19 protein-coding genes are annotated in these 21,973 nt (G+C 36.7%); 5 read left to right on the top strand and 14 right to left on the bottom strand.

Features of this window, described 5'->3' with window-relative positions; genetic code table 11:
* Positions 1-60 precede the first annotated feature (60 nt).
* The 12 genes from K3248_RS05740 to K3248_RS05685 all read right to left on the bottom strand — a co-directional run bounded on the left by K3248_RS05740 (position 61) and on the right by K3248_RS05685 (position 13,102).
* Complete coding sequence (locus tag K3248_RS05740; protein WP_220717429.1) at positions 61-876, bottom strand: uracil-DNA glycosylase; 816 nt, start codon at positions 874-876, stop codon at positions 61-63.
* A gap of 145 nt (positions 877-1,021) precedes the next feature.
* Entirely contained in the window at positions 1,022-1,780 is a 759-nt protein-coding gene (locus tag K3248_RS05735; protein WP_220717428.1) for a hydroxymethylpyrimidine/phosphomethylpyrimidine kinase, read from the bottom strand.
* The gene (locus tag K3248_RS05730) at positions 1,771-2,376 is read right to left on the bottom strand and encodes a thiamine phosphate synthase (protein WP_220717427.1); all 606 of its coding nucleotides are present in this window, start codon (positions 2,374-2,376) and stop codon (positions 1,771-1,773) included. Before K3248_RS05730 ends, K3248_RS05735 begins: the two co-directional genes overlap by 10 nt.
* Positions 2,376-3,146: a thiazole synthase gene (locus K3248_RS05725; RefSeq protein ID WP_220717426.1), complete on the bottom strand. Its 771-nt coding sequence runs from the start codon at positions 3,144-3,146 to the stop codon at positions 2,376-2,378. The genes K3248_RS05730 and K3248_RS05725 overlap by 1 nt, the downstream gene beginning before the upstream one ends.
* Positions 3,147-3,150: 4 nt before the next feature.
* Entirely contained in the window at positions 3,151-3,348 is a 198-nt protein-coding gene (gene thiS, locus K3248_RS05720) for a sulfur carrier protein ThiS (protein WP_220717425.1), read from the bottom strand.
* Positions 3,349-3,351: 3 nt separating this feature from the next.
* The gene (locus K3248_RS05715) at positions 3,352-4,305 is read right to left on the bottom strand and encodes an FAD-dependent oxidoreductase (RefSeq protein WP_220717424.1); all 954 of its coding nucleotides are present in this window, start codon (positions 4,303-4,305) and stop codon (positions 3,352-3,354) included.
* On the bottom strand, positions 4,302-6,137 hold the full coding sequence (gene thiC / locus K3248_RS05710) for a phosphomethylpyrimidine synthase ThiC (RefSeq protein WP_220717423.1): 1,836 nt from the start codon (positions 6,135-6,137) through the stop codon (positions 4,302-4,304). The genes K3248_RS05715 and thiC overlap by 4 nt, the downstream gene beginning before the upstream one ends.
* Positions 6,138-6,797: 660 nt before the next feature.
* Positions 6,798-7,598 (bottom strand): heme ABC transporter ATP-binding protein, encoded by an 801-nt coding sequence (locus K3248_RS05705; RefSeq protein ID WP_220717422.1) that lies wholly within the window; start codon positions 7,596-7,598, stop codon positions 6,798-6,800.
* Positions 7,595-8,692, bottom strand: coding sequence for a FecCD family ABC transporter permease (locus K3248_RS05700; protein ID WP_220717421.1), 1,098 nt, complete (start codon positions 8,690-8,692; stop codon positions 7,595-7,597). Before K3248_RS05700 ends, K3248_RS05705 begins: the two co-directional genes overlap by 4 nt.
* A gap of 2 nt (positions 8,693-8,694) precedes the next feature.
* The gene (locus K3248_RS05695) at positions 8,695-9,591 is read right to left on the bottom strand and encodes a heme/hemin ABC transporter substrate-binding protein (RefSeq protein WP_220717420.1); all 897 of its coding nucleotides are present in this window, start codon (positions 9,589-9,591) and stop codon (positions 8,695-8,697) included.
* Positions 9,592-9,609: 18 nt separating this feature from the next.
* Entirely contained in the window at positions 9,610-10,659 is a 1,050-nt protein-coding gene (locus K3248_RS05690) for a hemin-degrading factor (protein WP_220717419.1), read from the bottom strand.
* 265 nt (positions 10,660-10,924) lie between these two features.
* Positions 10,925-13,102: a TonB-dependent hemoglobin/transferrin/lactoferrin family receptor gene (locus K3248_RS05685; protein WP_220717418.1), complete on the bottom strand. Its 2,178-nt coding sequence runs from the start codon at positions 13,100-13,102 to the stop codon at positions 10,925-10,927.
* Positions 13,103-13,344: 242 nt separating this feature from the next.
* Here K3248_RS05685 and K3248_RS05680 point away from each other — a divergent pair, with 242 nt between their 5' ends.
* The gene (locus tag K3248_RS05680) at positions 13,345-14,133 is read left to right on the top strand and encodes an energy transducer TonB family protein (protein WP_220717513.1); all 789 of its coding nucleotides are present in this window, start codon (positions 13,345-13,347) and stop codon (positions 14,131-14,133) included.
* 87 nt (positions 14,134-14,220) lie between these two features.
* Here the strand turns inward: K3248_RS05680 and K3248_RS05675 are convergent, their stop codons facing one another.
* Positions 14,221-16,314, bottom strand: a complete 2,094-nt coding sequence (locus tag K3248_RS05675; RefSeq protein ID WP_220717417.1) for a lytic transglycosylase domain-containing protein — start codon at positions 16,312-16,314, stop codon at positions 14,221-14,223.
* A gap of 252 nt (positions 16,315-16,566) precedes the next feature.
* On the opposite strand from K3248_RS05675, the gene dapA reads away from it, so the two are divergent.
* Positions 16,567-17,451, top strand: coding sequence for a 4-hydroxy-tetrahydrodipicolinate synthase (gene dapA / locus K3248_RS05670; RefSeq protein ID WP_220717416.1), 885 nt, complete (start codon positions 16,567-16,569; stop codon positions 17,449-17,451).
* 18 nt (positions 17,452-17,469) lie between these two features.
* A complete protein-coding gene (gene smpB / locus K3248_RS05665; protein WP_220717415.1) occupies positions 17,470-17,946 on the top strand; it encodes an SsrA-binding protein SmpB in 477 nt (158 codons plus the stop codon).
* Between the two features lie 44 nt (positions 17,947-17,990).
* On the opposite strand, the gene K3248_RS05660 is transcribed toward smpB, so the two are convergent.
* Positions 17,991-18,656, bottom strand: a complete 666-nt coding sequence (locus K3248_RS05660; protein WP_220717414.1) for a uracil-DNA glycosylase — start codon at positions 18,654-18,656, stop codon at positions 17,991-17,993.
* 540 nt (positions 18,657-19,196) lie between these two features.
* On the opposite strand from K3248_RS05660, the gene rpoZ reads away from it, so the two are divergent.
* Both rpoZ and K3248_RS05650 read left to right on the top strand, forming a co-directional pair.
* Positions 19,197-19,595, top strand: a complete 399-nt coding sequence (gene rpoZ / locus K3248_RS05655; RefSeq protein WP_220717413.1) for a DNA-directed RNA polymerase subunit omega — start codon at positions 19,197-19,199, stop codon at positions 19,593-19,595.
* Positions 19,596-19,744: 149 nt separating this feature from the next.
* Positions 19,745-21,973, top strand: coding sequence for a RelA/SpoT family protein (locus tag K3248_RS05650; RefSeq protein WP_220717412.1), 2,229 nt, complete (start codon positions 19,745-19,747; stop codon positions 21,971-21,973).

Genomic DNA, 21,973 nt, shown 5'->3' with positions numbered 1-21,973 from the left:
ATTTAAAAAGTGTGAATAATTTTAAAATATTTCTATTCTATGATGAGAGAGATGAAGAAATTACGAGAGGTTATTTAAATGGTTTTTAACTTCTAGAAAATCCATCCATGTGAGTTTCTTTTGGCTGGGCGTTCGCAAAAGATAAGCAGGGTGAAAGGTTGGCATAACAGGTATTTTAGCTTCATCTTCTCCTATATAGGTAAGCCATTTCCCTCTTGTTCGGATAATTCCATTTTGCGTTTTGGTAAGAAATTGTGCCGCAACACCACCTAATGCAATAATCACCCGAGGGGTAGCCAATTGAATATGCCGTTCAACAAAAGGACGGCATAAGGCAATCTCTCTTGGGGTTGGTGTACGATTTCCTGGTGGGCGCCATGGTATAGTATTGGTTATATAGACATCTTGTCTTGTAAGACCGATAGAAGCAAGTATTTTATTGAGCAGTATACCCGCTTTTCCAACAAAGGGAATACCTTGTATATCTTCTTCACGCCCTGGTGCTTCTCCGATGAGCATAAGTGGGCTTCCAGCTTTTCCATCTGCAAAACAAGTATTTTTTGCTGTTAATTTTAATGAGCAACCATTAAAAGCGAGAAGGGCAGATTTTAATTCGTCAAGTGTGCGTGCTTTTTTTGCTATTTCTATAGCCGAAAGTACATATTGAGTGGTATTGGCGTTCTGTAATGAAGAGGGTTGTGCTTTTACAGTTGAGTGCGCTTGTTGAGAGTGGGGAATGACAATGGTCTGTTTTAATTTTTTTTCTGGAATAGATGCTTGATGAAAATGATTAATGGGCGTATTGGTCACAACAGCATCAGCACCACTTTCTTTATAAAAGTTTAAAAGTTCTTCATATGAGATTGTGTACTGCATTTAGTTTTACATTATCTTTTTATTATCACCATACCCTTTAATGAATAGACCAGATAAAACTATTCTTCAAGCTTTGTGATACTTTGTTGCGCATCTCTCTTAATTAAAATACCAAAGCATGGCATTAAGAAACAGATAGTGTGAATTAACGCTTTTTTTTACAATGCTTTAAAAGCAATGTATGGGTATATGCTTTTGCTTTTTTTACAGCTTCAATAATTGGCTCATTCAATGCTAAATGTGCTGCAATAGCACTAGAGAGGATGCAACCTGTTCCACGCATTGTTCCAGTTAAGCGTGGTGCGGAAATATTGATGATTTCATTTTTGTTAATGAGGCTATCAATCGCAAGAGGACCATTTTCATGTCCACCTTTTATCAATATAAAACGTGGACCAAATGACAACAGTTTTTGGGCTTGTTGTATTGCGTGGTTATGATGAGATGCTAATGGACTTTGGCTGAGAAGAGCAAGTTCTTCTTTATTAGGTGTTAAAAGGTCAATGTGAGGGAGAAGTTTGTTGAGCATAATTTCTCTGATTGTTTCTACGGTTAGTTTACCCCCTGATGAAGCGATCAGTACAGGATCAAGAATAACAGGAATATGGGGATAGTCTTCTAATACATGACAAATTCCTTCTATAATTCCTTGACTACCTGTCATACCAATTTTTATTGCGCTTATTGGATTGGCTTCTAAGGCAACGCGCATTTGTTTGATGATAAGTTTTTCACTCATTGGGGTAATTTCAGCGACATGATTATCATCTTGTACATTAACGCAGGTGATGGCTAAATTTGCTTTTATGTGAAAATGAGCAGCTGTTTCTATATCTCGAACAATACCAGCACCTCCTGTTGGGTCTGTACCAGCAACAATAAGAATTGAAGGCATTAACGCCATGCATTTGTTACCTTTATCCATTGTTGTACACGCTCTTCAGGTTTTTTATGAAGCATAATATCCGTTACAACAGCAGCACTATTGGCGCCTACTGTTAATACTTCAATTGCGCGTTCTGGCGTCAGTCCACCAATGCCAACTAGAGGTAAGGTACCAATTCGTTTTTTCCATTGTTTAATTTTTTCTAATCCTTGAGGTTTCCATTTCATTTTTTTTAAAATTGTCGGATAAATAGGACCGAGCGCGATATAGTCAGGATGAACAGAGAGTGCGGTATCCAATTCATGTTCATCATGTGTGCTAAGACCAAATCTGATACCGTTTTTACGAATTGCATGAAGATCAGCATGCCTCAGATCTTCTTGTCCAAGATGAATAAAATTGCATTTTTCATCAATTGCGATTTTCCAATGATCATTAATAATTAATTGTACACCCCATTTCGCGCATAGTTTTTTTGCGCGCTTGATATGTTTGCTAACTGTCTTAAGATCTTCGTTTTTTATACGCAATTGTATAAGTTTAACACCAAGAGGAACCAAACGTTCAATCCAGTCAGCATTGTCAACAATGAGGTAAAATGGATCCAATTTCATCAAAATACAGCTTTTCCAATGACCGGCGTTGAAGGGACTGCTACATTACGCGCTTCAAGAATTCCTGCTTTATATGCCATACGCCCTGCTTGAACAGCTTTAGAAAAGGCTTCAGCCATTAACACAGGGTCACCTGCTTTTGCAACTGCAGTGTTAAGAAGGACTGCATCATAACCCAGTTCCATAGCAATCGTAGCGTGTGATGGGCGTCCAATACCAGCATCAATCACAAGAGTTGCATCAGGAAGGTAAGCACGAATAGAACGCAATCCATCAGTATTATGAGGGCCTTTAGCAGATCCAATAGGAGCACACCAAGGCATAATAACTTGACATCCCACATCGAAAAGCTTTTCAGCAACAATGAGATCATCGGTTGTATAAGCAAAAATTTTGAAACCTTCACTGTTTAAAATTTGTGCTGCTTCGATGAGGGAAAAAACATTTGGTTGTAAAGTATCGGGATTACCTATAACTTCGAGTTTAATCCAAGATGTTTTAAAGAGATCTCGTGCAAGTTTTGCTGTTGTAACAGCTTCTTTTACAGTATAACAACCTGCGGTATTGGGAAGTACTGTTATATCCAGTTTTTGAAGAAATTGCCAAAATTGTCCGCTCTGTTTACTCCCTGCAGTTTCTCGACGCAATGAAACAGTTACAATTTCTGTAGCAGATTTACAAATAGCATCACGAAGGATAATGGGTGCAGGATATTGCGCTGTACCTAACATAAGACGAGAAGAGAATTTACGCCCATAGAGATTCAGCATTGTTTTATCCTCCTTGCATTGGGCTTAAAATTTCAATTTTATCTCCTTCATGCAAGATAAATTGGCTTCGTGCATTTATAGGAACAACTTCAGCATTCACAGCAGTGGCAAGCCAATTTTCTTCATAACCTAACTCTTTTAGCAAAAGATCAAGAGAAGTAACTTCCGTTTGAATTTTTTCACCATTGACAAATATTTGCATGCCTTATTCCAACGCCAATTTTATTGCTCGTTTTGCCATTTCTGGAGATAAAAGAAAACCATGTCTATAAAATCCATTAATAAAAATATGATTATCATGTTTATACACAGAAGGGAAGTTATCAGGATAACATGGACGGACACCAACACCAGATTCAATGATTTCTGCTTCTGCAAAAGCAGGGTGTAACGTATAGGCAGCGTTGAGCAGTTCCATCATAGATCGCACTGAAATAGCGCCATCAAATTCACTTTCAATCATCGTTGCACCAATCATAAAAATATTATTTTCTCGAGGGACAATATAGAGTGGAAAACGTGGATGGAGAAGGCGAATTGGACGAGAAATTGTAATATCTGTGCTTTGTAGAAGTAGCATCTCACCACGAACACCACGTATATTTTTGTCTTTTCCTAAACGTGCTATTCCAGTTGCATCAACGATAATATCAAAATTTGTTTCAGGTATTTCTGTATCAACAAAATAAGCTCCATTTTTTATAAGGTGTTCTTTTAAAGTGATAAGCGCTTTGCGAGGATCAATATGTGCTTCCTTTTCATAAAAAAGTGCACAATTAAAACGTTCTGCAAGATCTGGTTCAAGAAGAGCTATCTCTTCTCTATTATTTATGATTTTATATTTGTGTGTACGCATTGAAAAGCGTTCAAGCTCTTCTTTATCTCTCGCTGGTGCAACAACTAAAGTGCCTTTTTGTATAACAAGATTGGGAAAAGTTTTATACCACCATTGTATGGCTTTTATGCCAAGATCTTCGACGATTTGTTCAGAGCTTTCTCTTTCACAATAAGGAGATAACATACCTCCCGCGTACCAACTTGCAGTTCCTATAGGAGAGTGAAGAGGAGCAGATATAGTAACAGAGGCTCCTGTTTTTTGTAACATAAAGGCAACTGTTAAACCACCTATACCTGCACCTTTTATAAGAATGTTTTTCAACTGTTTGCTTTCTTTTTTTGAAGAGGTACCATGTCCATATAAAGGTCTCCATTCTTTTGATATTCTTTAGCCATAGCAGCCATTCCTTCATCTTTTGCCTTTCTTATGGCCGCAGATTCACGTATATCATGCGAAATACGCATGGAACAGAATTTTGGTCCACACATAGAACAAAAATGTACCAATTTATGTGCATCTTTAGGCATTGTTTCATCATGAAAAGCACAAGCTGTTTCTGGATCAAGAGAAAGATTAAATTGATCATGCCATCGAAAATCAAATCGTGCACGTGATAGAGCATTATCGCGCAATTGTGCTCTAGGTAAACCTTTGGCAAGATCTGCAGCATGCGCCGCAATTTTATAAGTAATCACACCAGTTTTGACATCATTTTTATCGGGAAGTCCTAAATGTTCTTTAGGAGTTACATAACAGAGCATAGCAGTGCCAAACCATCCAATCATAGCAGCACCAATTGCTGATGTAATATGATCATAACCAGGAGCAATGTCTGTTGTAAGAGGTCCCAAAGTATAAAAAGGTGCTTCATGACAGAGAGCGAGTTGTTGCTCCATATTTTCTTTAATTTGATGCATTGGTACATGTCCAGGTCCTTCAATCATGACCTGTACGTCTTTTTCCCAAGCAATTTTTGTTAATTCTCCCAATGTTTTAAGCTCAGCAAATTGAGCTTCATCATTTGCATCAGCGATAGAGCCAGGACGTAGTCCATCTCCTAAGGAAAGAGAGATATCATAGGTGCGTGCGATATCACAAATTTCATCGAAATGTTCATAGAGAAAACTTTCTTTATGATGATGTAGGCACCATTTTGCCATAATAGAACCGCCCCGCGAAACAATACCTGTTATACGATCAATAGTTAAAGGAATAAATGGTAATCGTAATCCCGCATGAATAGTAAAATAATCAACCCCCTGTTCTGCTTGTTCGATAAGAGTATCACGGAAAATATCCCATGTTAAATTTTCAGCAATACCTTGTACTTTTTCAAGTGCTTGATAAAGAGGAACCGTCCCAATAGGAACCGGGGAATTTCGAATAATCCACTCACGAATATTATGAATATTCCGCCCTGTTGAGAGATCCATAACTGTATCGGCTCCCCAACGAATAGCCCAAACCATTTTATCCACTTCTTCTTCCATAGAGGATGTTACGGCTGAATTACCAATATTTGCGTTAATTTTAACATGAAAATTGCGTCCAATAATCATTGGTTCGCATTCTGGATGATTGATATTTTGCGGAATAATAGCGCGTCCGCAGGCAATTTCATTGCGAACAAATTCTGCAGTATAAACTTCTGGTATTGATCCATCCAATGTTTTATTTGATTGTACAGTTTTTTGATCTTTTAAGAGGGAACCTTCATTTTCTCTTATAGCTACATATTCCATTTCTTCGGTAATAATACCTGCGCGGGCATAAGCCATTTGTGTTATTACCTTGCCATTTTTTGCACGTAAAATGGCTCTCTTCTCTTTAAAAGATGGTATAGGATTTTTATCATGGATTAATCCATTATCTTCAGGTTTGACTGGTCGTCCAAGATAAGATTCTGTATCGGCACGTCTAGAAAGCCAAGAGGAACGAATTTTGGGTAAGCCTTTTGTAAGATCAATAGTCATATTTTTATCAGTATAAGGGCCAGAAGTATCATAAAGATTTAAAGGCTTTTCACCACTGCCTTCTGTTAATGAAATTTCACGCAATGGAACATGCACATCAGGAAAGAGAAGACTTTGTTGATAAATTTTACGTGAGGCGGGAAAGGGGCTGCAACTGATTGAAGAAATTTTTTTCTGCATAAACTTGCTCCTTATAAACACAGAATTTAAAAAGTTGTGATATTCGTGGAGGTATCTTCGCATATACTAAACATGTATATTTTGCATAAAGAAATACACACATTATTGCTGTTCAGAAAAGCGCAATAAATTTTATTAAAAAATGAATACAATATTTCTCTAATATTTGCACACCCCCCACTTCAATACTTATATTAAAATGCATATGTTTGCATAAATACCGATATTGTCAATTACAAGATATCTTTTTAATGGTCTTAATGTATTTTGTAAGAGTGCAAACAAATTCCATATAAAAACGAGCTATAATGTTAAAGTTTTTGATAAATAAATAGTAAAAGTAAATGTTATTATCAAAGCGAAGAATTTGATAATTATCATTTCCATTGAATTTTTCTATACATCATATTTTTATATCTCTATTTTCTTTTTAGAGAAGATATTGAATTGATACTTATAAGTTAATCTATTATATGTATATGAGGAAAAAAGTAAAATCCAATGTACTCATTGAGTATACTATAAGCCAGTTGATAACGCATTATAGTTTATACTATTTTTATCATGTTGTATAAATTTATAGATAATACAAACAGTACAGCTTGTAAGATCATATAAGAAGCTGAAGTTGATGAGAAAATCTCTATACGGGAATCACAATCATTGTTTTAAGTAAGATGCTGTTTGAGGAAGTATAAATGGTACATCTGTTTTAGGTAACTCAGAAACGACTAAGGAACAATGATAAACATCACGGAGATTCTTTGTAGTCAAAACATGAGAGGCATTTCCCTTGCAATAAATTTCTCCCTGTTTTAGTAATATCATCTTATCTGCATAATGTGCGGCAAGATTGAGATCATGAAGAACAGCAAGAACACCACCACCACGATGGGCAAAATTTCTAGCAATATCCATAACGACAATTTGGTGTTGAATATCGAGGCTTGCAATAGGCTCATCTAATATCATCCAGCGAGGAATTTCACAATAAATGGGTTCCCAAATTTGACAAAGTACGCGAGCAAGTTGCACTCTAGCTTGTTCTCCTCCTGATAGTTGGTGATAATATCGATCGCTATAATCGGTAAGACCAACGCGTTCTAAAGCCTTTTGTGTAAGATTCTGCAACTCAGTTTTATCAATGGTATGTTTGTTTACAGAAAGACCAAGGGCAACCACTTCATGAACTAAAAACGGAAATACGAGTACTGTTGATTGTGGTAGTACTGCACGCATTTTTGCCATTTCATAAGTTTTGGTTTGACGCACATCATAACCATTTAAAGTTATTTTCCCACTGTAGGGGATCTCTCCACTCAATGCTTTAATGAAAGTACTCTTTCCAGATCCATTAGGACCAATAATAACTGTGAAATCGCCACTTTTTGCTTGAAGATTAATATGGTTAAGAATCTGTTTTTTTCCGCGCTGAACACAAATATGCTTTGCTTCGATCATGAAAAATTTGCTCCCCGTTTGCGTATAAGGATCCACAAGAAAAAAGGAGCCCCAACAAGTGCCGTGACGATTCCAATGGGTAATTCTGCTGGAGCAACAATTAAGCGCGCAAAGGTATCAGCAAAAATAAGTAACGCCGCTCCTAAAAGGGCAGAGCATGGAATCAGATAGCGATGATCTGGACCAATAAGTTGGCGTAAAATATGTGGAACAACAATACCAATAAAACCAATACCACCACTGACAGCAACTGCACTACCACACATAAGGGCAACGAGAAGAATAGCAATATTTTTAATGCGCTGAATATGAAAACCGATGTGACCTGCAACTGCTTCACCAAGAGCAAGAGCATTAAGCGCTTGTGATAAAAGAGGAGATAAAAGAAGACCACCACAAATAAAAGGAAAAACAAGCCAGACCTTCAGCCATGTAGCACCTGCAAGAGAGCCAAGATTCCAAAAAGTAATATCACGTAATTGTTGATCATTTGCAATAAAAATTAATGTTCCAACAACAGCACCGCTTAAAGCACCAAGTGCAATACCTGCAAGAAGCATTGTTGCAATAGAAGTTAAACTATGATGTGTCGCGACTATATAGAGAATGCTTGTTGAAAGAAGCCCACCCAAAAAAGCACCTATGATCACTTTGTAAGGTTCTAAAAAGGATGCCAATGAAGCAGGAAAGGCAATACCAATAACAATTGCTAAAACAGCTCCAAGACCAGCACCTGATGATACACCTACAATTCCAGGGTCAGCGAGAGGGTTACGAAAGAGCCCCTGCATGAGAACACCAGAGACAGCCAAAGCTGCTCCAACCAATAATCCTAAGATAACACGGGGAAGCCTTATGTCGATAATCACGAGATAATCACGCGTTTTACTACTGACCCCAAAGCCTTGGGTAAGCATGACATGAAAAAAGTCAAAGAAAGAAACATTTGAGGCTCCATTTAAAAGCCCACTCACAATGCTGAAGATAAGAAATATACTTAAACTTAATAAAGTAAGCTTTCTTAAGCTTGCACGACTAACTTTTTTATTTTCTTGTGTTTCAGATGCATAGACTATGGATGTACTTTCTACCATTTCTACCAACTCGTATCATTCTTGTTTGTACCGTAAAGTATATTAATAAGCTCCCTTGATGCATCGGCGGTACGTGGACCAAACCCCAAAAGATACATAGCATCCATCTGTTTAATGGCATGATTTTTTGCCGCAGTGGTTGCTTGAACTGCTGGTATGGCTAAAATTTTTTCAAGATTATTAGATTTTTTACCATGTTTTATAAGCAAAATAACCTCGGGATCTGCTTTCAATAATGCCTCACCGTTAAGTAATTTGTATCCTTTATAATCAGTAACAGCATTTATTCCGCCTGAAAGTTTAATCATACCATCTGCTGCTGTATCTGTCCCTGAAGCCATCACACGTCCATTTTGTACAGATATCACCAAAAGAACACGCTTTGGTTTTGTTACTTTTGCCAAAAGTGCATCATTGTCTACAAAGTCACGGCTTACTTTTTTAATGAGTTCAGCTGCTTGTGCTTCACGATGAATAGCTTTGCCAACAAGACGAATCTTTTCTATTACACTTTCACGGGAGTAATTTTCTGGTATGATAACTATGGGAATTGATGTCTTTTTAAGAATATCAATTGTTGAGGGAGGGCCACTTCCTTCAACGAGCAATATGCCTTCTGGAGCAAGAGATAAAACACCTTCTGGTGAAAGGGTACGCATATATCCAAGGACAGGAAGTTTAAGAGCTTCTTGCGGATAAACACTTGTACTATCACGGGCAACAAGTTGATCTTGAGCGCCCAATGCATAAACGATTTCTGTAAGAGAACCACCAATAGAGACAATACGTGCATTTTCAGAAAAGTGTGTTGTAGGTTCAGCAATGACTTGTTGAGAAAAGAAAATGAGAGACAGCAGCATAAAAAGGCTCGATAGTCTCTGCAAAAGAATTATAAGCATATTTGACTTTGCCTCTTTTTAAGCAACTGCTATTTCTTGTTCTTGATATGAAGGAAGATTTTTCAATAAAGAGCGCCAATCTTCACGTTCTTTTTGGCCTTCTTTTCGTAGACCAAAAAATTGAACAATCATTTCACCATTTTTGTTAAAAACTTCAAGTGAACTAACGTAACCATCACTTATAGGTTTGCGAACGCACCACACACTATCAATAGCAGAAACGAGCAAATGCAGATCAAATTTTTTATCAAGAATATTAAGCCATGGTCCCATTTGCTTAATATTTTTTATCTTCCCACTGAAAATTTGGACACATCCTCTATTGCTAACAAAGCACATAATAGGCAGCTCCTGTTGTGCAACCTGGTGAAGCATTTTCTCAATAGCTTCTACCTTCAATTTATTAGCAAATTCACGACCGATATATTTTATAGCATCATACCGATTAATTTTAAATTCAGAAATAATTTTATACAGCTGATGTACATCAGTCATTTCTCTCCAACGGTTTTGAAATTTTTTAATATCCAACTCTGTCGCATTATGTTTGGCTGGAAGAGAAGCTGGAAGGATATCAAGAATAGATGACTGATCTTCATGAAGTAACTTTTCAACAAGTTTATTCCATTCTTCCATATTTGTTGTTTTTTTAGAATAAATTTTTAAAATAGCAGCGCCATGTTGATCAAAAAATTGTAAACTTTTTTCAGGTTTTCCGAGAATAGTTACGTCATGTTCAAAAGCAAATTTCCATTGCTTTGAGAAAATACGCAAGTCAATTTCACCAAGTGTAATAGGAACGTGCTGGTGATGCACAATTTTTTCAAAACATCCCGTTATTTCGTGAACAGCATGGTCATTGCGTGTTACTACCATCACAGTTCCAAGTTTAGAAGCATTTTCCAAAAGAGTAGCAATATCAACTTGCAATCTTTTTGCTTTTCCAATTGTGCAATAAGCTGCAATAAGTTCTGCTTCAGATATACCAATAGAAACCGCAAAGTCACGGTTTCGCATTTTTTTCTTTTCTTCACGCAAACGAAGAATTATTTCAGCTGTATATGACATGGATTGGTTTTCCTTATATTACTTATTGAGAATTAACTTTTAAAGTTCAAAAATAACAGATTGAGTCACTCTCAATTTATGACTCAATCCATCACGAAATAAGCTCTTATTATCAATAGTAAAACAACCCAAAAGCGGTAAATGAGAAAGAGCTAAAAAGCTCTTTTCAAGTCTTTTTAATTTTAAAAACAAGAAGAACAAAAACACTCTCATTTACCTTTTTTACCAATATAATTTTTATTGATCTTATGATGAACAGAAATAATTAAAATTTTTGTGTGAACGATACTTTAAAATTACGGCCAGGTTGAGTATAATAATCTTTTGGTGTTGAACTTTTACCGGAAGGTAAATCTGATGCAATCCAATATTTTTCATTTAAAAGATTATAAACACCAGCTCTTACAACAGGTCCTTTTGCACCAAACGGTTTCCACCAACCCGATATATCGACAACTTTGTATCCTGGAATTTTTTGATAATCTGATCCCTCAGCAACTTTATCACGTTTGGCGGCTAAAGTAAGCGAAAGATCTGTTCCCCATATCTCTTTCGCATATCCTAAACCAATAATTGCTTTGAGGGGAGGAATTGAATTAAGATACTCGTTTTTATCAAGATCTTTTCCTTGTGAATAGGCAAGAGCGATATCACTATGGAATCCATTTTTAAGAGCCCAATGCGCTTTTGTTTCGAGCCCAAAAATTTGTACACGTGAACGATTTGTATAATGCCGACGCGCAAATCTGAATTCGTCTGATGGTCCTTTATCTACGGTATCTATGAAGTCTTTATATTGATTAATAAAGGCACTGAAAGAACCTCCGAAATTGACATCTCCATATTGTATACCAAAATCATAACCATTGCTTGTTTCTGCTTTAAGGTCAGGTGTACCTTTTACATAATAAGCACCAGGCTTGATATAAGAGACGTAAAGTTCTGAAACACGTGGAGCGCGAAAAGCTTGCGCCCATTGAGCATAAAACGTTACGTTATTACGAATATCCCATTCCACACGTAATTTAGGAGAGAAACGCGAACCATTTCTGTCTGAAGGAAATTTATCAGAAATAAGTGCCTTCTCATAAGAAGCGGTTTTCTGAGGGGTATATTTGTACCAATCATAACGAATTCCAGGCGTGAGACGGAAACGTTTATCTGCCAACCCAATTTCATCCTCAACAGCAAAACCAAAGTTATAACCATTTGTATCTGGCGAATCTGATCGGTTAGCAGGTACAAAAAGGCATCCGCGAGCATATTCTGGCACATGACAATTGTCTCTGCCTAACAAATAGTGATGAAATTGAGATGACATAGCATCTGTTGCCAACCTCAAAACATGACTTACGCTACCAATATGAGTTTCTTTAAGGGCATGTGCATTGAAACCATAATTAATACTGCGCAAAAAATTATCTCTTAAATAATCACCTTTAGGCGCTGCAACACGAAAACCAGTTAGAATATAACGATCTGATTGTCTTTGCCAATAAACTTGCCCATGAAAGCTATCAAGAATAGCACTGCCATCGCCGTTATAATTATAAGAAAGAGAGAGACGCTCACGCAGTTTATCCTCTTTATCATAAACGGAACCGGGAGAATATCTTTTAGATGCATCCAATGAATGTGTATTACTATTATGACTAAAACGTTCCGCAGTAAAACCGAGCCGTTGATTATCACCTAAATATTGATGAATTTTAAAGAGCAAATTGTTCTTATCAAAATGGGAGGGATTTTTACGTGTTCGGTCCTGGTATCCTTCTACGATTCCCATATTTTTACGTTCATGACCGTTCACATAAGATCCTTGAAAAAGCAAAAATGTTTTTTGTGCACGTACTGCCATTGCCTTATCGACATGCCAGCTATTGTCGACAGAATTATAATTTCCTTTTATAAGAACGCCCCAATTTTTTTCTTCAGAAATAAGATCTTCAGGATTGAGCGTGTGCAAAGCGATAACGCCCCCTAATGCACCGGACCCATAAAGACTAGAATCTGATCCTTGAATAGCATCAAATCTAGAAAGTGCACCAAAATCAAAAGTTGTGTTTCCACCTTGTCCACGCAGTATATCATCAAGCCATGGAAGAGCTATGCCATCCATTGTTGTAAGAATACGGTTTGCATTTAAACCACGCATCACAAAACTATTATTGATTGGGTTATAAGCAACAGATGGATGAAGACGATCAACATCATAGACGTCATTTATTTGTTTTTTATCAATATCCTTAGCTGTTTTACGATCAGTCAGAATGCTGGCTGAATCTAAAACACTTTCTATTTTTTTTCCCTTAATAACAATTGGGTTCAGTTCAGTTACAGAACTTTTCTTACTGTTTTGTGCAAAAACAAATGACGGCATACAGACCGACAATGCACTTAAAATTATGCAGCTTTTATGGATATTTTTTCGTCTTATTCGCATAACACATCACAACCTTTATTTTAAATATCCCCTCTCTAGCTTGAAAATTCACATACAAAACGCCTGACTTATCTACATAAAATAAGACAGCCAAGCACAAATGATTTGATATCAGCCCAAAATCACGGAAAGACCATATTAAACATGATAAAATCAGTCAAGAAAAAAGTTGCAATTTCAAAAGAGCCTGTTTTAATAATATTAAGCACCAAAATTAAGCTTAGATAATGGCGGACAAAACGATGCATTTTATAAAGACGAGGAAGTTATTAACTCTTTGGATTGGTGCGTTTATTTGCGCTTTCTCTTTGCATGTAGCATTGGGAGTACAGTTCTATTTCCGCAATACTGGTGTTAATATTGGTGCACTTTCATCGACAATGATGCTTACTTTTGTGCAAGAAGCTGTATATTCAGATATTGATATAGATTCGCTAGATACTGATACAGATTTGTTGAATGTCAACACGGAACCAGAAGTAGAACCAGAGATATTGCAGCCTGATTCTTTAGAACAAGAGTCTAAGACACTGGAAGAAGCAAATGAAATTCAATCGGAAGATCTTCAAAATATTATAAAAAAAGATGATTTTACAGATTTAAAACCTTTAGAAGAATCTCCGTCTCAAAAAATTGAAGATAAAAAGCCTATCCCAAAACCAATACCGAAGACTACTGTAAAACAACCTCTTGTAAAGGCAATGCATTCATCTACCACTAGTCAAGGTGGAAAGACAGCACTACTTGAAGATGCATTGTTAATGGCATGGTTGGCAAAGGTACAAATGCAATTAGAAAAGCAAAAAAATTATGTTGTAGGACAACGTACAAGTCGTGCAAAAGGAACGGTAAAATTGGAATTTAGGGTGCATGAGCAGGGAAGTATTTTTTCTAGTCATGTTGTCGTTTCTTCGGGCAATTTAGAGCTTGATCGATTAGCTCTATCAGCACTTCAACGAGTCGGTTCTTTTCCACCACCGCCATCATCAAAAGTAAACAAAATTATCAGAGTTTCTTTAATATTTAGCTAATTTCAGGTTAGTATATTGCTTATTTCTGTGGTTTTATAATGTGTGCGTTAGAAATAAAAAGAGGGCTTTGGCATAGATTCAAGTGAATTATTTCCGACGACCAAAAATAAGATCGTTTTTTATATCAGCTTTTCCAGTGAGTCGTGTTTTGTAAACTTCATAATTTTCCATAACACGCATGACATAATTACGTGTTTCTGTATAGGGGATACGTTCAATCCAGTCGATAACTTTATCAAGAGGCTTTCCTCGAGGATCTCCATAACGTTGTATCCATTCATTAACACGACGAGGCCCTGCGTTATAACCAATAAGAGTCAAGATGTAAGATCCGTTAAAACGTTCTAACTGTTCACTTAAAAAATAGGCCCCTAATGTTGCATTATAACTAGCATCACTGTTTAGTTTTTTTGGCAACCACGCGATTGAATATTTCTTGGCCAGTGTTTTTGCTGTACTAGGAAGTAATTGGAGTATACCTTGAGCGCCTGTTCTTGATAAAGCTGTTGGATTAAATTCACTTTCTTGCCGCGCTAAAGCATAAACAAGAGCTTTTCCTGCAGAAGAAACATTGGTAGAGGCTGGTATAGCACCTATAGGATGGGAGAGTGCACCAACATTTTTGCCTTGAAAAGCAGCTGTTTTTCCTATTTTTAGGCTGGTATAATAATCACCATTTCTTTCTGCCATAACAGCTAAAAGAGCTAATTCGCCAGGGCTTTCTATTTTTTTTCCGAGCTCTCTATAAAAAATTTTAGCAAAATGATCATATCCAACTGCTTCAAGGCGTTGAATAGCTTTAATAGTATTGCGGGCACTAAAACGTTGCCGTTCAATGGCAGTTGGTTTAGGAAAAGATATTTTAAGTATTTTTTGATGAAGTTGTGCAGCTGCTAATTGTCCATAATAAGTTGTACTAAAAGAGGCAGCACGATGAAAATAATGTTGCGCATTTTCATGTTCACCTAAGGCTTCTGCTGTTCTTCCCATCCAATAATATCCACGTGATGTGGAAAGAGGTGTAGAAGATAATTGGGCAATACGCGCAAAATGATGCTTTGCTAATTGCGGATTGTGAAGAAAGCGTAATGCATACCATCCTGCATGAAAAGCAGCATCGATGGCTAATGAAGATGTCATATTAGGGTGCATTGCAACGAGTTGATAAGCAATTTGAGGTTTATTTAAATCGAGCATTTCACGAGAAAGAGCACGTTGTTCTTGCCACAAAGTATGAACATCTATAAGCTCTAAGATATTTTTGGGTGTGCTCATCATAAGTGTTGCAGCTGCACTATATTGCCCAGTTCGACGAAGATGGCGAATTTGAGCAAATTGTAAAAGAGGATTTTTTTTCCATGTTCGCTTTACAGCACGTAATTTTTGCGATGCTCGGGGATCGTTTGTCTCGACAGCTACAAAAGCGTTAAAAAGCGATTGTGCATGTGCTAATTTTGCAACACGTTTAGCAGAATCAAATCGATGTGCATAAAGCATAAATTGCATGCGTTTGAAATGATCATTTGCTGTTAATACAGCGCTTGCATTTTGAAGAATAAGTTCTTCTTCTTTTGCATTGAGTATTGCTTTATGCCACCATGGTGCTACGATTTGTCGAGCACGGGTGATTTGTCTTGTTAGGATAAGTGCTTTAGCAAAGAGAGCCATACCTTGCGCCGTTAAGGGGGGATGATGTGCAAATTTTTGAAGGATTACATGAACAGAATGGGCTTCATTGACAAAAGCACGTTCAGCGTTATGTTGCATAGTGGTTATGCCTGGCCATCCTTTTAGACTCTTAATTGCATTGTATATCTCAGAGCTTGGAGTATTTTCTTGGTTTGCGATAGCAATTGCCCATGTCAAAATATAACGATCAAGGCTATGTTTTTCCATTGAATTACGAATGTTTATTGTTTTTGCAATATTATTGTTAGAAAGTGCATCTAGCCCTGCTTTAAGTTGTTGGAGCGTAAGGGGATTGTAGGTTGTTGTGTGAAGTTGTTTAAGAGTATTTTTAGCTTCTTCTTTTACAATAAAGGGGTTCGGGCGAATTAAAGGAATTGGTACTTTTCCATGTAAAAAAGGTGAATGTGCACATGCACTTGAAAATAAAACTGTTGTTGCCAGTGTGAGTGTAGTAAAGGTTAATGCAACAGAGGAAATGGTGGGTACACGCATAGAAAAAAGACCTTAAGACCTTACTTTAGAAAATATTTAAGAATTTTTTAAAATAGAAGCATGAAAAACGGGTTAATATAGACTGATACTTTATATTTCAAAAAAATATTCAAAATTAAGAAAGATCCGTGGTAATTTTGTAAAAGGAGTAGGAAATTCATCTTGCTTCAGTAAGAGAGCAAGATTATGTTTTAATATAGTAATTAATAAAGATATTAAAAAAAATAAAGTAAATATTACAGGGAGTTTATTATGCTCAAAGGAGCTGTGACTGCGCTTATCACACCATTTGATGCTAATGGCGCGATTGATGAAAAAATATTTTGCAATTTTATTGAATGGCAGATTGCACAAGGTATTAATGGAGTTAGTCCTGTTGGTACAACGGGTGAATCAGCAACGTTAAGCCATGAAGAACATAAACGGGTTATAGAATTGTGTGTTGAACAAGTCGCCAAGCGCGTTCCTGTTATTGCAGGAGCAGGATCAAATAGCACAAGTGAGGCTGTAGAGCTTGCACAACACGCAGAAAAAGCAGGTGCAGATGCGGTTTTGGTTGTAACACCTTATTATAATAAACCTAACCAGTCTGGTTTATATACGCATTTTTCATCTATTGCAAAAGCAATTTCTATTCCCATTATCATCTATAATATTCCAGGACGCTCTATCATCGATATGACTGTGGAAACCATGAGAGATCTTTGTCAAGATTTTAAAAATATTATTGGTGTTAAAGATGCAACGAGCCGAATTGAGCGGGTCAGCGAACAACGTGAAAAGTGTGGCAAGGATTTTATACAGCTTTCCGGCGATGATAGCACAGCATTAGGTTTTAATGCACATGGAGGTGTAGGGTGTATATCAGTTTCATCTAATGTTGCTCCAAAGCTTTGTGCAGAGCTTTATGCTGCTTGTTTTCAAGGTGATTATAAAAAAGCATTGGAATTAAATGATCGCTTGATGCCTCTTAATCGTGCTGTATTTATTGAACCAAGCCCTGCAGGTATTAAATATGCTGCTGCAAAATTAGGATTGTGTAATAATACTGTTCGTTCACCGATTGTTCCATTAGCAGATAGCACAAAGAGAGTTATTGATGCAGCTCTACAACATGCGGGTCTTCTTAAAGAATAAAATAATATTGACAAAACCATGAATAAAAGAAAGAATGCGTCAATACGAAAAATAATTGCTGATAATCGTAAAGCACGTTTTAATTATGAACTTCTCGATCATCTTGAAGCTGGTCTTGTCCTTCAAGGGGCAGAGGTAAAGTCTCTGCGTTCTAATCATGCAAATATTTCTGAAAGTTATGCCAGCTTTGAAAATGGGGAGTTATGGTTAGTAAACAGCTATATTCCTGAATATACGCAGGCCAATCGTTTTAATCACGATCCACGTCGTTTACGTAAATTATTAATTTCAAAGCGTGAAATGGCACGTTTTTTTAATGCAACGGCTCGTGAAGGAATGACGCTTGTTCCTCTCAAACTGTACTTTAATGAGCAAGGGCGTGCTAAGTTGGAAATTGCTGTAGCACGTGGGAAAAAGCTTTACGACAAACGTGAGACAGAAAAAAAACGTGATTGGGGGCGTGAAAAAGCAAGGCTTTTAAAAAAATATGGATAAGAGGATTGTTTTTTTAATTATTATAGCCTGTTTAAGAAGATCTATCATGAATTAAGATATGTTTTTACTGCTTGAAAAACTTGATGAAACATAGCATCTGTCAAACGGCCAGTGTTCGTATTATAACGTGAACAGTGATAACTTGAAAAGATGCGTAATCTGCCAATATTATTTATTTTTCCATGTCCGAAGGGATAGTCTGAAACTTTTGCATTAAGAGCGCGCAATGTTGAATGGTGCGCAATAGTGCCAAGAGTGATGACAGCTTTAAGTTTAGGAAGATTTGTTAAAAGAGGCGAGAAAAAATAGCGGCAAGTGTTAATTTCAGTACCAGTAGGTTTATTTTCTGGTGGGACACAACGAACTGAGTTCACAATTGCTGCATCAATCAGTTCAAGGCTGTCGTCTGCCCTTTCTTCAAAAGAGCCTTGAGCAAAACCAAATTTTTTTAAAGTAGAATAAAGCAAATGCCCTGCATAATCACCGGTGAATGGACGTCCAGTTCTATTTGCTCCGCGTAAACCAGGAGCAAGACCGACAATAAGAAGACGTGTTGTTTCTGCACCTTTATAAGGAAAAAATGGGCTTACAGGTGCATTATACCAAGTTGGCTCTTTTATACGCCAGCCGGCGATAAATTGGTGTAAGCGGGGACATAAATTGCAGTTTTTTGGGGGCTCTGGGCAAAGCGATGTTAATGGACTATTCATAGTGGTAGGGATCAATCATTTTTATATTTTTAAAAGTTGTTTTACAGGGAGTATAACCAATGATGCTATTTTATAAATAATCCATTTTATCAATATAAATAAGCTCTTTTATAACAGAGTTTAATACAATATTACGTATTGATTATTTTATGAAACAGAGACAATTAGCAAGGCAATGAACACGAGATGCAAGACACTGTTTAATGGAATAATGTTTTCAAAATGTTACCATAAATAGCATATGTGGAACTATTTATTTAATATTTTTAATAATTGAGATATAATGAAGTTGTCAGAGAGTATCATTTGGTAAAGCAAGTGTACTTTCGTGAAATGAGTACATGTGAAATCTTTCATCTTAGAGTGTTGTTGATTACTGATACAGATTATACACTTTTTATAAAATTTTCACAATTTTTTAAAATAAGCTTTTTGAGCAAAAAATTATTGAAGTATGTGTTGTTTTTCTTGTGTTTTATTTTGATTATTGTATATATTTTATATTTAAACGGAATTTTAAATCTTTAGAAAGAGGCATAAATGGCCCGCGTAACGGTAGAAGATTGTATTGATAAAGTCGATAACCGATTTGAATTGGTGCTTTTAGCTGGGCATCGGGCGCGTCAGATTTCACAAGGCGCGCAAATTACAGTTGAGCGTGATAATGATAAAAATCCAGTTGTTGCTTTGCGTGAAATAGCAGAAGAAACCTTATCTCCTGCTGATTTGAAAGAAGATCTTATTCACTCTCTACAAAAGCATGTAGAGGTAGATGAACCAGAAATGGCAAGTGAATTTATTACGCATTCGAGTGGATCGGAAAGTGTTTTGGGTACTTCATCAGAAGAAGAAGGTAGTTCATTTGATTATATGTCGGAAGAAGAACTTTTAGCTGGGATAGAAGGGTTGGTTGTTCCAGAGAAAAACGATGATTATTAATGATAGTGTTCATGCTATAGGAATAGAGAGATTTTCATCGTAGAGTGGCGGTAATTTTTCGTGTCTTTTATTGATGAAATATTTGTATTCAATAAGAATTTTTATTGTAAAGAAATATTTGGTTGTGAAAAGATAAAGGATATGCTCGTATGATGCGTCAGTGTGAGCTTGTTGGGCGTGTGAAGCGTTACAAGTCTGACGTAGATAAGACTTTATTAAATAAAGCTTATGATTATGCAATGCGCAAGCATGGTCATCAAAGGCGTGCTTCTGGTGATTTGTATTTTTCTCATCCTTTAGAAGTTGCTGCGATTTTGACAGATATGCGGTTGGATGAAGCAACAATTGCTGTTGCTCTTTTGCATGATACAATTGAAGATACCAGTGCTACGCGAGCAGAAATTGATCAGCTTTTTGGATCTGAAATTGGAAAGTTGGTAGAAGGGCTAACAAAGCTTAATAGGCTTGATCTTGTATCAAAAAAGGCAGTGCAAGCAGAGAATCTTCGTAAGCTTCTTATTGCTATTTCTGATGATGTTCGTGTTCTTTTAGTCAAACTTGCTGATCGTCTTCACAATATGCGCACTCTTGGTGTTATGCGTGATGATAAGCGTCGGCGAATTGCTGAGGAGACAATGGATATTTACGCGCCGCTTGCTGGCCGTATGGGTATGCAAGATATGCGCGAAGAATTAGAAGATCTTTCTTTCTTTTATCTAAATCCAGAAGGTTATCGTACAATTACAAATCGGCTTTCTGAATTATCCAAACGCAATCGTGATTTGCTTTCCACAATTGAAAAAGAATTAACAAAGCTTTTTTTAAAATACGGCATTAAAGCAGATGTTAAAAGCCGTCAGAAGAAATCTTATTCTGTTTTTCGTAAAATGGAAAGTAAGGCATTATCTTTTGAGCAATTATCAGATATTTTTGGCTTTCGCGTGATTGTTGAAACAGTAGATGATTGTTATCGTGCTCTTGGTGTTATTCATACAACGTGGCCAATGGTGCCTGGCCGTTTTAAAGATTATATTTCTATACCCAAGCAGAATGATTATCGTTCTATTCATACAACGATTGTGGGGCCTTCTAGACAACGTGTTGAACTACAAATTAGAACAGCTGCTATGGATGAGATTGCTGAATATGGTGTTGCAGCGCATTCTATCTATAAAGAGCGTGGTTCTCATTATTCAACTTCAAAGTTATCAAGTGAGACCAATGCTTATGCGTGGTTGCGTCAAACGATTCAATCTTTATCAGATGGAGATAATCCAGAAGAGTTTTTAGAACATACAAAACTTGAGCTTTTTCAAGATCAGGTCTTTTGTTTTACACCAAAAGGCCGATTAATTGCTTTTCCAAAAGGTGCTACTCCTATAGATTTTGCATATGCTGTTCATACAGATATTGGTAATTCTTGTGTAGGGGTAAAAATCAATGGCCGTATTATGCCTTTAATGACCAAATTAAAAAATGGTGATGAAGTTGATATTATACGTTCACAAGCGCAAATCCCTCCTGCTGCATGGGAATTTCTTGTGGTAACAGGAAAAGCACGTTCAGCTATTCGTCGAGCAACGCGCGCAGCAGTGCGTAAGCAATATTCAGGGCTTGGATATCGTATTCTTGAACGTTCATTTGAATATGTGGGAAAACAATTTTCAACAGATATTCTAAAACAAGTCTTGCCACGTTTAGCACGAAAAGATGTAGAAGATGTGTTAGCAGCTGTTGGACGTGGTGAATTGCTTTCTGCTGATGTCATAAAAGCTGTTTATCCTGACTATCAAGATCAACGTATAACACAAAAAGCAGCTTTTAAATCTGAAGAAGAGGGGTGGTTTAACATAGAAAATGCTCAAGGTATGATTTTTAAAGTTCCAGAAAATGAAAAAGATACAACTATAGAAAAGAAACATCAATCCAAAGCATTGCCTATTCGAGGAACACGCGGGGATATTCCTGTACGATTTTCTCCTGAAGGGGCAGTGCCAGGTGATCGGATTGTTGGTATTATGCAACCAGGTGCGGGTATTATGATTTATCCAATACAGTCTTCAGCTTTAATGGCATATGATGATCAGCCAGAAAGATGGGTGGATGTGCGTTGGGATATAGATGTGTCAATGAATGAACGTTTTCCTGCTCGGATTAATATTTTAGCTGTTAATAGTCCAGGTTCTTTGGCTGAAATTACGCAAATTATTTCTACCAATGATGCCAATATTCAAAATTTATCTTTTATCCGTACAGCACCAGATTTCACAGAAATTATATTTGATCTTGAAGTTTGGGATTTAAAACATTTAAATCGCATTTTTTCTCAGTTAAAAGAAGCTGAATCTGTTAGTGTTGTGCGACGGGTTCATGGATGA

Origin of the sequence: Bartonella raoultii (assembly GCF_019659805.1) — a bacterium.
Lineage (GTDB): Bacteria > Pseudomonadota > Alphaproteobacteria > Rhizobiales > Rhizobiaceae > Bartonella > Bartonella raoultii.
Note: the sequence above shows the minus strand (reverse complement) of the source record. Positions and strands in the feature narration are given on the sequence as shown.

What these genes read in the sequence shown, in the direction of transcription:
- K3248_RS05695 (WP_220717420.1), bottom strand. Translation starts at nt 9,591, where the DNA reads ATGCTTATAATTCTTTTGCAGAGACTATCGAGCCTTTTTATGCTGCTG.
- K3248_RS05680 (WP_220717513.1), top strand. Translation starts at nt 13,345, where the DNA reads ATGCATTTTATAAAGACGAGGAAGTTATTAACTCTTTGGATTGGTGCG.
- K3248_RS05675 (WP_220717417.1), bottom strand. Translation starts at nt 16,314, where the DNA reads ATGCGTGTACCCACCATTTCCTCTGTTGCATTAACCTTTACTACACTC.
- K3248_RS05705 (WP_220717422.1), bottom strand. Translation starts at nt 7,598, where the DNA reads ATGATCGAAGCAAAGCATATTTGTGTTCAGCGCGGAAAAAAACAGATT.
- K3248_RS05700 (WP_220717421.1), bottom strand. Translation starts at nt 8,692, where the DNA reads ATGGTAGAAAGTACATCCATAGTCTATGCATCTGAAACACAAGAAAAT.
- smpB (WP_220717415.1), top strand. Translation starts at nt 17,470, where the DNA reads ATGAATAAAAGAAAGAATGCGTCAATACGAAAAATAATTGCTGATAAT.
- K3248_RS05735 (WP_220717428.1), bottom strand. Translation starts at nt 1,780, where the DNA reads ATGGCGTTAATGCCTTCAATTCTTATTGTTGCTGGTACAGACCCAACA.
- rpoZ (WP_220717413.1), top strand. Translation starts at nt 19,197, where the DNA reads ATGGCCCGCGTAACGGTAGAAGATTGTATTGATAAAGTCGATAACCGA.
- dapA (WP_220717416.1), top strand. Translation starts at nt 16,567, where the DNA reads ATGCTCAAAGGAGCTGTGACTGCGCTTATCACACCATTTGATGCTAAT.
- K3248_RS05660 (WP_220717414.1), bottom strand. Translation starts at nt 18,656, where the DNA reads ATGAATAGTCCATTAACATCGCTTTGCCCAGAGCCCCCAAAAAACTGC.
- thiC (WP_220717423.1), bottom strand. Translation starts at nt 6,137, where the DNA reads ATGCAGAAAAAAATTTCTTCAATCAGTTGCAGCCCCTTTCCCGCCTCA.
- K3248_RS05730 (WP_220717427.1), bottom strand. Translation starts at nt 2,376, where the DNA reads ATGAAATTGGATCCATTTTACCTCATTGTTGACAATGCTGACTGGATT.
- K3248_RS05685 (WP_220717418.1), bottom strand. Translation starts at nt 13,102, where the DNA reads ATGCGAATAAGACGAAAAAATATCCATAAAAGCTGCATAATTTTAAGT.
- K3248_RS05725 (WP_220717426.1), bottom strand. Translation starts at nt 3,146, where the DNA reads ATGCTGAATCTCTATGGGCGTAAATTCTCTTCTCGTCTTATGTTAGGT.
- K3248_RS05740 (WP_220717429.1), bottom strand. Translation starts at nt 876, where the DNA reads ATGCAGTACACAATCTCATATGAAGAACTTTTAAACTTTTATAAAGAA.
- K3248_RS05690 (WP_220717419.1), bottom strand. Translation starts at nt 10,659, where the DNA reads ATGTCATATACAGCTGAAATAATTCTTCGTTTGCGTGAAGAAAAGAAA.
- thiS (WP_220717425.1), bottom strand. Translation starts at nt 3,348, where the DNA reads ATGCAAATATTTGTCAATGGTGAAAAAATTCAAACGGAAGTTACTTCT.
- K3248_RS05650 (WP_220717412.1), top strand. Translation starts at nt 19,745, where the DNA reads ATGATGCGTCAGTGTGAGCTTGTTGGGCGTGTGAAGCGTTACAAGTCT.